This window comes from Tenacibaculum sp. M341 (assembly GCF_004337695.1).
Taxonomy (GTDB): domain Bacteria; phylum Bacteroidota; class Bacteroidia; order Flavobacteriales; family Flavobacteriaceae; genus Polaribacter.
In genome coordinates this window covers 22109-35386 of record NZ_SJXJ01000010.1, presented here as the reverse complement: position 1 = coordinate 35386, position 13278 = coordinate 22109, and the positions used below count along the sequence as shown (strand labels likewise).

Sequence of the window (13278 nt, the reverse complement as noted above, 5' to 3'; positions counted from 1 at the left end):
TTGAATTATCCTATCACTTTTAGCTTTGCAAATTGTAGTAATAATTTCTTTTTACCAACAATAGCAAACTGAATTTCTGCTTTTTTGTTAGGTCCTTTTCCTTCAAGTCCTATTACCTCTCCTTGACCAAATCTGTTATGCTCAATAATGCTACCTACTACAACTTCACTATCAAATAAATTTGAATTCGCATTACCACTTACTTCAGAAACTTTTTTCATTTTACCTTTATTTGGTAATAAAGCATCTTTCTTCTTTTCAAATTCTTTACGTTTTCTTTGAATAGGTTTTTGAAAACGTATTTTCTTAGGTGAATCATCAAACAGACTAGCGTCAATAAATCTATTCACACTTGGTTCTGGTAATTTTGGAGCAATATATTCTAAATACTGATCATCAATTTCTTCTAAGAATCTACTTGGTTCACCATCAGTTAACTTACCCCATCTATAACGTGTTTGTGCATATGTTAGGTAAGCTTGCTTTTCTGCACGAGTTAATGCCACATAAAACAATCTACGTTCTTCCTCTAACTCACTTCTGGTATTCATACTCATGGCAGAAGGAAATAAAGTTTCTTCTAAACCAACAATATAAACATAAGGAAACTCTAGTCCTTTAGATTGGTGAATACTCATTAATGCAACTCTAGGAACGTCACCATTTTTATCTGAATCGAAATCGGTTGCCAAGGCTACATCTTCTAAAAATGATGTTAAAGAAGCATCCTCTCCCATTTCTATTTTATCGGTAATAAAGTCCTTAATACCGTTTAATAATTCCTGTACATTTTCTACTTTATTAATACCTTCTGGGGTACCATCTTTTTGTAAATCTTTTACTAATGAAGCCTGTTTTACAACCAAATCAGAAATTTCATAAGCATTCTTAGTCTTGGTTTCTATTTGAAAACGCTGAATCATATTAGCAAAGTTTTGCATTTTTACCTTGATCCCTGAAGTTACTTTTAAATCGTATTTGCCTACATTTGCAATCAGCTCAAAAATACTGATGTTATAATGATTGGCAGCAATCGTTATTTTGTCAATAGTTGTAGCTCCAATTCCTCTAGCAGGATAATTGATCACCCTTTTTAATGCTTCTTCATCACTAGGATTGACAATTAAGCGTAAGTATGAAAGTAAATCTTTAATTTCTTTACGTTGGTAAAAAGAGATTCCTCCGTAAATTTTATAATCAATATTTTTCTTTCGTAATGAATCTTCAATTGCTCTTGATTGCGAATTTGTTCTATATAAAACAGCAAAAGCATCTGCTTTTAACTGATGATTCATCATGTTTTCCCAAATAGACTGCGCTACAAATCGTCCTTCTTCTCCATCAGAAATGGTACGCATTACTTTAATGCTTCCTCCAGGATCATTAGCTGTCCAAACTTCTTTATCTAACTTGGTTTTATTTTTTTCAATTACCGAGTTTGCTGCATTTACAATATTACTAGTAGAACGATAGTTTTGTTCTAACTTAAATGTTTTTACATCTGGGTAATCTTTCTGGAAATTTAAGATATTATTAATGTTAGCTCCACGGAAACTATAAATACTTTGCGAATCATCACCTACTACACAAATATTCTGAAAACGATCTGCTAAAGCTCTTACAATAATATACTGAGAGTGGTTGGTATCCTGGTACTCATCTACCATTACATATCTAAATCTGTCTTGATATTTTGCCAACACATCTGGAAAACGAGCCAATAACTCATTTGTTCTCAATAACAAATCATCAAAATCCATTGCTCCCGATTTGAAACATCTATCTACATATTCTTTATAAATATCCCCTACTTTCGGTCTGCTAGCCATTAAATCAGCTTCTTGTAAATCTGGATTATTAAAATATGCTCTTACTGTAATTAAGCTATTTTTAAAAGACGATATTCTACTCAAAATCTGCTTTGGTTTGTATCTATCTTTATCCAATTTCATTTCCCTAATAATAGAAGTAATCAAACGAACTGCATCTTGTGTATCGTAAATGGTAAAGTTAGATGGATACCCTAATTTATCTGCTTCTGATCTTAATATTCTAGCAAAAACAGAGTGGAATGTTCCCATCCATAAATTTTTAGCTTCACTATGTCCAACTACACCCGCAATCCTTTCCTTCATTTCCCTTGCAGCTTTGTTGGTAAAGGTCAACGATAAAATATTAAAAGCATCAACTCCATTTTGCATTAAATGTGCAATTCTGTACGTTAATACTCTTGTTTTACCAGATCCTGCTCCTGCAATGATAATCATAGGACCGTCTTTTTGTATAACTGCTGCTCTTTGTGGTTCGTTAAGTTGTTCTAAATAAGTACTCAATGAATAAAATTTAATGAAAGTATTTAAGGTTGAAAATTACTGATTATTTCTGCGTTAATAAATAGAATTTTTGAAAATTTATTCACATTTTTATCGTTAGCTATTTAACCCAAATTAAACCATAGAATATATTGACAAATCATATTAAGATTTAGAGATTCAGACGATTCTTTTAACACTGAAAAATTATGTATTTTCGTAGGAACCATTAAAATTTAAAAACACTTCTCTAATTATGAAAAAATGTATTTTCTGTATCGTTTTATTGTTTAGTAGCATTTCATTCTTTGCTCAGGATTTTTCTAATGATTTTAAAAATGTTGAACAAAAAGTAATTGAATGGCGAAGGCATTTTCATAAAAATCCAGAACTTTCTAATAGAGAATTTAATACCGCTAAAAAAATAGCTGCACACCTTAAATCTTTAGGCATAGAAACTCAAGAAAATGTAGCTAAAACTGGAGTTGTTGGTATTTTAAAAGGATCTAAAAAAGGAAAAGTAGTTGCGTTACGTGCAGATATTGATGCATTACCTGTTACTGAAAGAAACGATTTACCGTTTAAATCAAATGTTACTTCTAAATACTTAGGTAAAGATGTTGGTGTTATGCACGCCTGTGGACATGATACTCATATTGCCATTTTAATGGGAGTAGCTGAAGTATTGGCTAAAAACAAAAAATATATAAAAGGAACTGTGAAATTTATTTTTCAACCTGCTGAAGAAGGAGCTCCTGAAGGTGAAGAAGGTGGCGCTGAATTGATGGTAAAAGAAGGAGTATTGAAAAATCCTGATGTGGATGCTATTTTTGGATTGCATATAGCCTCTGGATTTGATGTTGGTACTATTAGCTATAAACCAGGAGGAATTATGGCAGCATCTCAATCTTTTAAAATAAAAGTAAAAGGGAAACAATCTCATGGTTCTAGGCCTTGGACAAGTATTGATCCTATTATGATTTCAGCTAAAATTATTGATGGTTTGCAAACCATTGTGAGTAGAGAAATTGACCTAACTAATGAAGGTGCTGTTATTACTGTTGGAAAAATAGATTCTGGTGTTCGTAGTAATATTATTCCTGAATCTGCTGAAATGATTGGAACTATTAGAACGTTAGATTACGGTATGCAAAAACAAATTAACGATCGTATGAAAGAAATGGTACCTGCTATTGCAAAATCGTACAGAGCTGAAGCAACTATTGAAATTGAAAAAGGATATCCTATTACATTTAATGACGTTGATTTAACCCAAAAAGTATTACCAACACTACAAAGGGTAGCTGGTACAAATAATGTAAAAGAAATAAAAGCCATTACTGGTGCTGAAGATTTTTCGTTTTTTCAAAAAGAAGTACCTGGTTTTTACTTTTTCTTAGGAGGAAAAACTGTTGGGAATGATAATCCATATCCACATCATACACCTGATTTTATTATTGATGAAAAAGGAATGCAGTTAGGTGTGGAAACAATGACTAATTTAGCGTTAGACTTTTTAAACAATTAAACTATAATATAAATGCAAGAAAAATTAATAGAAGGACTCGCTTTTGCTTTGCCTGCTTTGATAACTGGTGGTGTTGCCTTTTTTATGTTCAGTTCTTTTTTACAAAGAGATGAAAACGAAAAAAAAATGGAAGCTTTAATCAACAAAAAAAGAGAAAGCTTACCTACCAAATTACAAGCTTATGAACGACTTTTATTATTTTGTGAACGTATAAATCCTGCAAAATTATTATTAAGAGTGCATCCTATTGGAGAAGATACTGATAGTTATGTACACTTATTAATTGCAAATATTGAGCAAGAATACGAACATAATTTAGTACAACAGATTTATGTACACGACAATGCTTGGAAAGCAGTTGTAGGCTCTAAGTTAGCTATCATTAATAAAATTCGTTCTAGTGCAGAAGCTAGTGATAATGCTAAAACACTTAGAGAAAACTTATTAATAGAATATGCTAAAGTTGAAAGCCCAACAGAAACAGCTATTGCTATTATCAAACAAGAGGTTAAAAGGTTGATTTAGGAGTACTCCTAACAACCTTTTAATTTTACATACCTTTGCTATAGGTATAAGTTTATGCTAAAAAAACTTTCCTTCACACTGAATGCTAGTAATTGAAAAAGAATGGGGCTAAAACGCTATTATTAATACATCTCCTTTTGTTACAATTCAGTTAATTTTTATAATCTATAAATTGCTATAATTTGAATACTGAAGAAAAAATATTGCTAGTACTTGATTTGGATGAAACACTAATTCATGCTACCGAAACCAAGCTTGAACTTGAACCTGATTTTAAATACTCAGAATACTTTGTATATAAACGACCAAACGTAACTCAATTTTTAATTGATATGAGTAGACACTATAAACTTGCTGTTTGGTCTTCGGCTGATGATCAATATGTACATGATATTGTAAAAACAATTCAACCTTCTGAAATAGAGTTTGAATTTGTTTGGGCTAAAAGTAGATGTACTTTAACTAGGGATTATCAATTGGATAGATACGTTCAAGAAAAAAGACTTAGAAAAGTTAAAAAACAAGGTTTTAGTTTAAAAAAACACTGATTGTTGATGACTCTCCTGAAAAAACCAAAAACAACTTTGGCAATGCTATTTACATCAATCCTTTTGAAGGAAACAAAAGTGATAACGAACTAAAAATTCTATCTGAATATTTAATTTCTATAAAAGATATTGAGAATGTAAGAGCTATTGAAAAAAGAGGATGGAGGAATAAAAGTATCAATTCAAATACATAAAAATTTAGAAATGAAAATCAAGTTGTAGAAAGGTAAAGATATTTTAATTAACGAAGCACTAAACTTTCCTGAATAAATAATTGCACAGCTACAAAAAAAAGAACTTAATCACATCATTAAGTTGTACTTAAACAGAATTAATGTAGTTTTGCATTGCTAAAAACTAACAAATAAAAAAATTGAATATGAATTTAACTGAACAGTTAGAGTACTGTAAAATATGTCAAAATAGAAAAGTTGACTTTAAAACGGGACTTGTTTGTAATTTAACGAATCAAAAACCAAATTTTTCTAATAATTGTAGTCACTTTATAAAAGATGAAAAAGAAGCTGAAAGAGTTTTAAACATGAAACTTGCTGCCGCAGGAAATTCAAGAGCTCAAAATGGTTCTTTAAATCCACAAAAAAATATTAACTACGGTGCTTTTCTTATAGTTGCTGGTCTTATTATTTTATTATTAATATCGTTAGTAGTCGGAATTATAATAACTTTCGGAGGAATATCTTTTATTGTTAAAGGTAAACAACAGCAAAAAATTCTTAAAAAGAATCAAGAGTTAAATGAAAAGATACATCAAATACATTCAGAAGAAACCAAATAAAATCTATGTTTAAATTCTTTAAAAAAGATAAAATAAATATTGATTCCATTTCAATACCAAATATGAACTGGAATATTGATAAAAACACCTCGGACATTAAGCAATGGATTAATCCAGCACAAACAATTGCTTTATCTGTTAATTTTTTTGATTTAAAACCTGATTTACCAACCATCAAAGACATTGGACAACTCAGAGATTTTTATAGAAATCAAATTTCCAATTACAATGGAGGCCTAGTTGAAGTCGAAATGATAGATATAAAAGGTTTCAATGTAATTAGAACTATTTTTAAAATTCAACAACAGCCAACAGGAATGACATATTTAGCTTCATTAACTATTCCTTTTGAAAACCATAGTTATGTTATAAAAATTCAAGCTCCTGAAATTGGAACTACTGGAATAAGAGACAGTATGATTGCTTCTAAATTACTAAATGAAAATAAAATAACCATAGGAGATAACGGTTATGAAGGTTGGTTTAGTGATCCTTACAACTCTGCGATATCTGAAGGCTTATTAATGAACAAATCAGAAGAAAGAAAATATGATTTAGATTTCCCTGAACACCCATTGAGCAATGCTAGAAAACTACTAGATAAAATTGAAGTTGAGATTGAATTTGATACTACATTACAAAAAGCTAAAAAATTCAGAAGATAAATTGTATGAGTCCAGACCAAAAATCCCCAAGTAAAGTTAACGACGACTATTGGATTTACGCTTTTAATGAAAAAGATAACTATACACTAAAAAGAGGAAATAGTGGAAAATGGATGATTTTTGAACACATCAGTGGGATTGATGCAGTCTGGTTTACTATAAGAGAATCTGTTATTAATGGTCAGTTAGGTAATAGTGCAAAGGTTTCTACTGCAAAAACAAATAAAAACGCTTTAGACCCTGATTATAAAGTTATCTGTATCTACACTGCTAACTTTGATAATAAAGAAGATGTAGAGAGAATAGAGAAAAATATACGTGCGCTTGGTATAAATCACAAACTGATTTACAAATTAGATAAAGATATTGGTAAATACGAAAGTAAAGGATATAAAAACTTAGCTGCAACTTTTAGTTATTCTGAAGCTTATTTTAATGTCTTAAAAAAACTTAAAGAAAATAGTTTCAATAAACATGTATCACTCATCGAAAAAGATCATCATGGTAAACCTCTTTTCAAGTTCATCAAATTAAATCTTAACGATACTGAACTTAATATTGAAAAACGAAAATTAATCAGATTAGGTTTTCAAATAAAACATCAAGAAAAACTAAATAATAACTGTTTTTACTTTAGCGAGTAGATATAAAAATCTATGATAGCGGCATTACATTTTTTGAAAATCATACTAAAAACAGAAACAAGCCTCGATAAATCGATTACTCTGTAATATACTCTTTTATACTATCATTTTTAACCGTTATTGCACAAATTAAATGCTATAATTAATTTTGCTACTATAATTAGTATAGCTTAAAAAAGCCTCTTTAAACATAAAACATCATTATGAAAACTATTTTAATAACAGGAAGCACTGACGGAATTGGTAAATTAACTGCTTTACTACTTGCTAAAAATGGAGATAAAGTAATTTTACATGGACGAAACCAACAAAAATTAAACGATACTATTGTAGATGTAAAGGAAGCGTCAAACAATGAAAATATTAGTGGTTTTATTGCTGATTTATCTGATTTTAAAAGTATTGATCAAATGCTTTCGAACATTATAGAAACTCATAAATCTATAGACGTTTTAATAAATAATGCTGGAGTTTTTAAAAGTAGCATTACTAAAAATAATACAAATTTAGATCTACGATTTGCTGTCAATTATTTTGCTCCATATATTTTAACCAATGGTTTACAAACAGTTTTATCAAATAGTGAGGCAGCTAGAGTTATTAATTTAAGTTCTGCAGCACAAGCTCCTGTCTCTATAGAAGCTCTAAAGGGAAGTCAAGAACTTTCTGATCAAGAAGCATATGCACAAAGTAAATTAGCTTTAACTATGTGGAGTTTCTTTTTTGCAAAACAATATCCTACTATAAATACCATCGCTGTAAATCCTGGTTCATTATTAAATACTAAAATGGTAAAAGAAGCCTATGGTCAACATTGGTCTTCAGCTGATAAAGGTGCTAATATTTTATTTGAACTTGCTACTTTAGATAAGTTTTCAGAAATGAGTGGTTATTATTTTGATAATGATAGAGGTGCTTTTAACGATGCACATCCTGACGCCTATAATGAAGAAAAGGTTACAACACTAATTTCTGAAACAGAAAAAATATTGAATTCATAAATAACTTACTGCTGCTACTTTATTTGTAGCAACAATATTTAATAATCGGATTTGTTTTAGCTAGATTACCCGCAAAAAACAGGTTCGATTTTTTATACAAAGCTTTGTAAACAATAAAAATCAGTTGTTGTAAATCGTAATATTTCAACAAAAATTACAATCTTTGCTACCAACTAAGTCAAAGTACAATGATATACTACATAAGCGGTGGTGAACGATCTGGAAAAAGTGCCTATGCACAACAATTAGCAGAATCTTTAGCCGATAATCCTTATTATTTGGCAACTTCTAGAATTTGGGACGACAACTTTAAAAAAAGAGTACAAAGACATATTAACGAAAGAGATGAACGTTGGACTACCTTAGAAGAGGAGAAAAATATTACCGCTGTTATTCCTGAAAATGCCACTGTAGTTATTGATTGTGTTACACTATGGCTTACCAATTATTATACTGATACCGAATACAATGTAGAAAAATCACTACAACTAGCTAAAGAAGAGTTTGATAAACTGTTAAAAGTAAATGCTACTATTATTATTATATCTAATGAAATAGGAATGGGGTTGCATGCTCAAACTAAATCTGGTAGACAATTTACAGAACTTCAAGGTTGGATGAATCAATACATTGCACAAAGAGCTGATAAAGCTACTTTTATGGTATCTGGCTTACCTTTAACTTTAAAATAATTTTTTTATGATACCTGCTATTTCTAAAGAATTAATCGCTGATTTACAAGAGAAAATAGATTTTAAAACTAAACCAATTGGTGCTTTGGGAACTTTAGAAACCATTGCAAAACAAATAGGAGAAATTCAAAATACGTTGAATCCTGTTATTTCTAAGCCTACTATTTTAGTATTTGCAGGAGATCATGGTGTAGTAAAAAATAATGCTGTCAGTCCTTACCCACAAGAAGTTACCCAACAAATGGTTTTCAATTTTTTAAACGGTGGAGCGGCTATTAATGTTTTTTGCAAGCAAAACGATATCAATTTACATATTATTGATGCTGGTGTGAATGCTGATTTTGAAAATACTCCAGGATTGCTTCATCATAAAATAGACTTTGGAACTAAAGATTACGCTGCAGAGAAAGCGATGACTTCAGCGCAGTTTGAATTAGCTTTAGAAACTGGTAAAAAAATTATTAGAAAAATTTACAGTGAAGGAACCAATATTGTAGGATTTGGTGAAATGGGAATTGGTAATACCTCTTCAGCTTCTTTGTTGATGAGCTACTTTACAAATACTCCTATCGAAAAATGTGTTGGTAAAGGAACAGGTTTAAATGATGAAGGTGTTGTAAAAAAAGCTGAAATTTTAAGAAAAGTGTATAATCTTCATACAGTTTCATCTGCTGAAGAAGCTTTAACGGCTTTTGGAGGCTTTGAAATTGTAATGATGTGTGGTGCAATGTTAGAAGCTGCTACTTTACAAATGACTCTTTTAATTGATGGTTTTATTGTTACTTCTGCCCTACTTGCTGCATATGCTATCGATAAAAATATTATTGATTATTGCATATTTGCACATACATCTGGAGAGCAAGGTCACGAAAAAATGTTATCTTTTTTACAAGCAAAACCATTATTGAACTTAGGTATGCGATTAGGTGAAGGTTCAGGTGCTGCTGTGGCTTTTCCAATAGTTAAATCGGCAGTAACTTTTTTAAACAACATGGCTACTTTTAAAAGTGCTAATGTAAGTGAGGCTGAATAATTACTGATTATATATTGTTTTTATACTATAGCTCGCGAACTGATGAATATTTGTTATATTTATAAGTAACTTTAACTTCTTTATTATGAGAAAATTATTACTAATAATTACTCTTTTTCTATCTCTTTTAACTTTTTCTCAAAATGAAAATGATGACACCAATACATTTTGGAAAAACGTTCGTTTTGGTGGTGGTTTAGGTCTTGGTTTTGGAAACAACACCACTACTTTTGCTATCTCTCCTACAGCTGTTTACGATTTTAACGAAAAGTTTTCTTTGGGTGCAGGAGTTGGATATCAATACTCTAAAAGAGATAATGTAAAATCAAATGTATTTAGTGTAAGTTTATTATCTCTTTTCAATCCTATCAATAATATTCAGTTATCAGTAGAATTTGAACAACTTTTTTTAAATCAGAGTTTTGAAGGTGTTGAAAGCCAAACAAGTTATCCTGCTTTATATTTAGGAGGAGCTTACAGAGTAAGTGATAATGTTTCTTTAGGAGTTCGTTATGATGTACTTTACAATTCTAGTGGAAGTATTTATGCATCTGCCATCTCTCCTATTGTAAGAGTTTTCTTTTAAATCATAAAACACGTTTTTGCTTAAATGAATAAAGAAAAGAAGAAACCATGGGCCACGAAAGATGTTATGGAGCAAATCTATGAAAAGCATCTTTGGGGAAATAATGGTGATGAATTCTATTCTGGTTCTGGTTCGCACAATGAATATATTGTTCAACCATACATAAAATTTGTCACTTCATTTTTAAACTCATTTAAAACACCTTTAACCGTTTGCGATTTAGGTTGTGGTGATTTTAACATTGGCAAACAATTAGTTAAACATTCAGAAAAATACATTGCTGTAGATATCGTTCCTAACCTGATAAAATACAATCAGCAAAAATTTACGGCTGAAAATCTAGAGTTTCATTGTTTAAACATTGCAAACGACGAACTTCCTAAAGGAGATTGCGCATTAATAAGACAAGTGTTACAACATTTATCAAATGAAGAAATTTTGAATGTTACTAAAAAACTAACTCAATACAAGTATTTAATCATTACTGAACACTTACCCGAAACTGATTTTATTCCAAATAAAGATATTGTTACAAGCTTAGGTATTCGATTGAAAAAAAAATCAGGAGTAAATTTATTAGCTTCTCCATTCAATTTAAAAATCACCAATCAAAAAGAATTATTATCCATTACAGCAAAAGAGCATAAAGGTGTTATTACAACTACCTTGTACACATTGTAATTTGCTTTAATTTTAAGTTAGCAATTGCTCGTAAAAACCACCTATTTTATTGACCCTATCAACAAAATGCATTTCCAAAATCCAATGTCTTTTTTCTCCATTGGCATCTAAATCAAACATGTTGTTATGATTATCAGGATGAATATATAACTGAACACTACCTGCTTCTAACTTTTCATGAGGAAACTCTCCTACTAAATGACCTGCTATTTCACCTCCAAATTCCCAACCATACTCGGCTGTTTTTTCCACAACAAAAGCAAATAACTCAGAAGCTTTTAAAGTTGTTTTAGTATCAAACCAAGTCTTCGTTTCTTGCCAAGCTTTTTCAATATCGTTCTTTAGTTTTAATTTTAATAGATTATTTCCAATTACATAAGTTCTTCCTAAATCTGCCTCCCATTTATCTATAATTGGTCCAAAATCGAAAAACAAAATATCGTCTTCTTGAATAACTTTATTAGGTGGATTTTCTTTGTACGGATGTAAAGTATTCTCTCCACTCCTAACAATTCTCTTGTGCCAGTGTTTTTCTATACCAAATAGTTCTTTTGCTACATTAAAAATTTCTGTATTCAGCGTTTTTTCATCTTTACCTGCAACAATTAAATTTCTTTTTTCAACTTCATTGAATAATTCTAAAGCAACTTGCTCTGCTTTTATTAGGTTAGAAGTAACTGTATCCATAAATAAGGTTTAGTTTGATTTTCTTTTCAAATTTAACCCATAAATAATGAACACTAAAAAATTACTCAATCCAATTTTTAAAATCTTTTACCCGTTCTCTACTCACAATAATTTCATTATCTGAATAAGAATGTAACACCAATTTTAAGCGTGAATTTGTATATGAAATAATATCTTTAATAGCATTTATGTGTACAATGTAAGTTCTATTTACTCTAAAGAACGACTCAGGGTCTAGTTGTTCGAACCAATGTTCTAAAGAATGATCTATTAAATAGTTTCTATTTTCATTGGTATGAATATAAGTTGCCTTATTTTCAGAGTACAAACATTCAATATTATCTGTATGAATAATTTTAATATGCTGACCAATTTTAATAGAAAAACGCTTTTTATATTTTCTATCTAATGGATTTATTAGCAGTTTTCTAATTTCATCAATATTTACCTGAATATCTGTTTTTTCAGGTTGTTGATCTTTATATTTCTCAACAGCAATTTCCAATTCATCTTCATCAATCGGTTTTAGTAAATAATCTATAGAGTTCAACTTAAACGCTTTTAAAGCATATTCGTCATAAGCAGTAGTAAATATAATAGCAGATTTTACAGGAATTTCTTCAAAAATTTCAAAAGATAAGCCATCAGAAAGCTGAATATCTAAAAAAATTAAATCGGGATGTTCATTATTTTGAAACCAATTTAAAGACTCTTCTACAGAATGTAACATGGTATGCACTTCAATATTCAACGCATTTAACATTCTCTGTAACCTTCTAGCTGCTGGTTTTTCATCCTCTATAATTAGTACTTTCATTATTTTTTTAAATGTTATTTAAATTTTTGGTTTTCTCTTTTTTCATGAACTCTTTTACTTTACGAGTTTCCCATTGATCTCCTAAAAGCATTGGAATTGCAAATACATTAATTGCATTTAACACCAGAAAAATACCCCACACAAACCACAATGGGTATATTTTAAAACTATCAAAACCAGTCCATAAATTAGTAATCTTATAACCACTAAAAATATGAAAGTTTATTTCTGTAAAGTTAGAAGATAAAGCAAACAAAGTATTTATTATTACATATACTATTAGGTGTTTGTAAAACTTCTTTAACTCCTCTACTTTACTTTTAATTCTTTCTAATTTAAATTCTTCTATGCTTGGGGTCATAATAATTATTTTTTTGATGAAACTGTATGAAAAATTGCTGTCAATTTTTCAATTTTTAAAATTTAACATTATTACGCTGTTGCTTGTTCTTTTGCATCATTTCTTGAATTTTCCTTTCCTCCCAATTCTTACCTAGAAAAAAATTAAATCCAAATAATTTAAATGCTTGCAAAACAATTGCAATCCCCCAAAAAAACCATACAGCAAAAGTATTAAAATCGAAAAAAGCTTCTTCAAAAGATTCTCCATTTCCTAAATTCCTAATAATTTTATTTGTTGAAATAAAAATGTTTATCACCAAATAAACAGCCAAATGTTTGTAAAACTTTTTAAGCTCTTCTACTCTTCTTGTAGCTCTAACATATTGACTTTCTTCGTATGTATCTTGTATATAATTCATTG

Annotated in this window: 17 protein-coding genes; 12 read left to right on the top strand and 5 right to left on the bottom strand. The window is 29.8% G+C overall.

What is annotated here, in order from left to right; translation table 11 throughout:
• Nucleotides 1-5: 5 nt before the first annotated feature.
• Nucleotides 6-2333: an ATP-dependent helicase gene (locus EYW44_RS12695; RefSeq protein ID WP_132724040.1), complete on the bottom strand. Its 2328-nt coding sequence runs from the start codon at nt 2331-2333 to the stop codon at nt 6-8.
• 235 nt (nt 2334-2568) lie between these two features.
• Here EYW44_RS12695 and EYW44_RS12690 point away from each other — a divergent pair, with 235 nt between their 5' ends.
• The 12 genes from EYW44_RS12690 (at nt 2569) to EYW44_RS12640 (ending at nt 11011) form a co-directional block, all read left to right on the top strand.
• Nucleotides 2569-3840, top strand: a complete 1272-nt coding sequence (locus EYW44_RS12690) for an amidohydrolase (RefSeq protein WP_132724039.1) — start codon at nt 2569-2571, stop codon at nt 3838-3840.
• Nucleotides 3841-3852: 12 nt separating this feature from the next.
• A complete protein-coding gene (locus tag EYW44_RS12685) occupies nt 3853-4365 on the top strand; it encodes a DUF7935 family protein (RefSeq protein WP_132724038.1) in 513 nt (170 codons plus the stop codon).
• Between the two features lie 182 nt (nt 4366-4547).
• Nucleotides 4548-4913: an HAD family hydrolase gene (locus EYW44_RS22490; protein ID WP_207893787.1), complete on the top strand. Its 366-nt coding sequence runs from the start codon at nt 4548-4550 to the stop codon at nt 4911-4913.
• Nucleotides 4910-5107: an NIF family HAD-type phosphatase gene (locus tag EYW44_RS22885; RefSeq protein ID WP_207893796.1), complete on the top strand. Its 198-nt coding sequence runs from the start codon at nt 4910-4912 to the stop codon at nt 5105-5107. The genes EYW44_RS22490 and EYW44_RS22885 overlap by 4 nt, the downstream gene beginning before the upstream one ends.
• 185 nt (nt 5108-5292) lie before the next feature.
• The gene (locus EYW44_RS12675) at nt 5293-5709 is read left to right on the top strand and encodes a hypothetical protein (protein ID WP_132724037.1); all 417 of its coding nucleotides are present in this window, start codon (nt 5293-5295) and stop codon (nt 5707-5709) included.
• Between the two features lie 5 nt (nt 5710-5714).
• The gene (locus tag EYW44_RS12670; protein ID WP_132724036.1) at nt 5715-6374 is read left to right on the top strand and encodes a hypothetical protein; all 660 of its coding nucleotides are present in this window, start codon (nt 5715-5717) and stop codon (nt 6372-6374) included.
• 5 nt (nt 6375-6379) lie between these two features.
• A complete protein-coding gene (locus EYW44_RS12665; RefSeq protein ID WP_132724035.1) occupies nt 6380-7018 on the top strand; it encodes a putative phosphothreonine lyase domain-containing protein in 639 nt (212 codons plus the stop codon).
• A gap of 203 nt (nt 7019-7221) precedes the next feature.
• Nucleotides 7222-8019, top strand: coding sequence for an SDR family NAD(P)-dependent oxidoreductase (locus tag EYW44_RS12660; protein ID WP_132724034.1), 798 nt, complete (start codon nt 7222-7224; stop codon nt 8017-8019).
• A 188-nt stretch (nt 8020-8207) separates the two neighbouring features.
• Nucleotides 8208-8711 carry a bifunctional adenosylcobinamide kinase/adenosylcobinamide-phosphate guanylyltransferase gene (locus EYW44_RS12655; RefSeq protein WP_132724033.1) on the top strand — a complete coding sequence of 168 codons (504 nt, stop codon included), beginning with the start codon at nt 8208-8210 and terminating at the stop codon, nt 8709-8711.
• A gap of 7 nt (nt 8712-8718) precedes the next feature.
• Nucleotides 8719-9744 (top strand): nicotinate-nucleotide--dimethylbenzimidazole phosphoribosyltransferase, encoded by a 1026-nt coding sequence (cobT, locus tag EYW44_RS12650; protein ID WP_132724032.1) that lies wholly within the window; start codon nt 8719-8721, stop codon nt 9742-9744.
• Between the two features lie 85 nt (nt 9745-9829).
• Nucleotides 9830-10330: a DUF481 domain-containing protein gene (locus EYW44_RS12645; protein ID WP_132724031.1), complete on the top strand. Its 501-nt coding sequence runs from the start codon at nt 9830-9832 to the stop codon at nt 10328-10330.
• A gap of 24 nt (nt 10331-10354) precedes the next feature.
• Complete coding sequence (locus EYW44_RS12640; protein WP_132724030.1) at nt 10355-11011, top strand: class I SAM-dependent methyltransferase; 657 nt, start codon at nt 10355-10357, stop codon at nt 11009-11011.
• Nucleotides 11012-11023: 12 nt separating this feature from the next.
• On the opposite strand, the gene EYW44_RS12635 is transcribed toward EYW44_RS12640, so the two are convergent.
• The 4 genes from EYW44_RS12635 to EYW44_RS12620 form a co-directional block, all read right to left on the bottom strand.
• Nucleotides 11024-11698 (bottom strand): M24 family metallopeptidase, encoded by a 675-nt coding sequence (locus EYW44_RS12635; RefSeq protein ID WP_132724029.1) that lies wholly within the window; start codon nt 11696-11698, stop codon nt 11024-11026.
• Between the two features lie 61 nt (nt 11699-11759).
• Nucleotides 11760-12515 carry a LytR/AlgR family response regulator transcription factor gene (locus tag EYW44_RS12630; RefSeq protein WP_132724028.1) on the bottom strand — a complete coding sequence of 252 codons (756 nt, stop codon included), beginning with the start codon at nt 12513-12515 and terminating at the stop codon, nt 11760-11762.
• A gap of 7 nt (nt 12516-12522) precedes the next feature.
• A complete protein-coding gene (locus EYW44_RS12625; protein WP_132724027.1) occupies nt 12523-12876 on the bottom strand; it encodes a 2TM domain-containing protein in 354 nt (117 codons plus the stop codon).
• 55 nt (nt 12877-12931) lie between these two features.
• Nucleotides 12932-13276: a 2TM domain-containing protein gene (locus EYW44_RS12620; protein ID WP_132724026.1), complete on the bottom strand. Its 345-nt coding sequence runs from the start codon at nt 13274-13276 to the stop codon at nt 12932-12934.
• Nucleotides 13277-13278: the final 2 nt, after the last annotated feature.

Bases quoted from the DNA above. Each gene is read 5' to 3' on its own strand.
- EYW44_RS12675 (WP_132724037.1), top strand. From the start codon at position 5,293: ATGAATTTAACTGAACAGTTAGAGTACTGTAAAATATGTCAAAATAGA.
- EYW44_RS12665 (WP_132724035.1), top strand. From the start codon at position 6,380: ATGAGTCCAGACCAAAAATCCCCAAGTAAAGTTAACGACGACTATTGG.
- EYW44_RS12660 (WP_132724034.1), top strand. From the start codon at position 7,222: ATGAAAACTATTTTAATAACAGGAAGCACTGACGGAATTGGTAAATTA.
- EYW44_RS12640 (WP_132724030.1), top strand. From the start codon at position 10,355: ATGAATAAAGAAAAGAAGAAACCATGGGCCACGAAAGATGTTATGGAG.
- EYW44_RS12630 (WP_132724028.1), bottom strand. From the start codon at position 12,515: ATGAAAGTACTAATTATAGAGGATGAAAAACCAGCAGCTAGAAGGTTA.
- EYW44_RS12625 (WP_132724027.1), bottom strand. From the start codon at position 12,876: ATGACCCCAAGCATAGAAGAATTTAAATTAGAAAGAATTAAAAGTAAA.
- EYW44_RS12655 (WP_132724033.1), top strand. From the start codon at position 8,208: ATGATATACTACATAAGCGGTGGTGAACGATCTGGAAAAAGTGCCTAT.
- EYW44_RS12645 (WP_132724031.1), top strand. From the start codon at position 9,830: ATGAGAAAATTATTACTAATAATTACTCTTTTTCTATCTCTTTTAACT.
- EYW44_RS12685 (WP_132724038.1), top strand. From the start codon at position 3,853: ATGCAAGAAAAATTAATAGAAGGACTCGCTTTTGCTTTGCCTGCTTTG.
- cobT (WP_132724032.1), top strand. From the start codon at position 8,719: ATGATACCTGCTATTTCTAAAGAATTAATCGCTGATTTACAAGAGAAA.
- EYW44_RS12690 (WP_132724039.1), top strand. From the start codon at position 2,569: ATGAAAAAATGTATTTTCTGTATCGTTTTATTGTTTAGTAGCATTTCA.
- EYW44_RS12635 (WP_132724029.1), bottom strand. From the start codon at position 11,698: ATGGATACAGTTACTTCTAACCTAATAAAAGCAGAGCAAGTTGCTTTA.
- EYW44_RS12620 (WP_132724026.1), bottom strand. From the start codon at position 13,276: ATGAATTATATACAAGATACATACGAAGAAAGTCAATATGTTAGAGCT.
- EYW44_RS12670 (WP_132724036.1), top strand. From the start codon at position 5,715: ATGTTTAAATTCTTTAAAAAAGATAAAATAAATATTGATTCCATTTCA.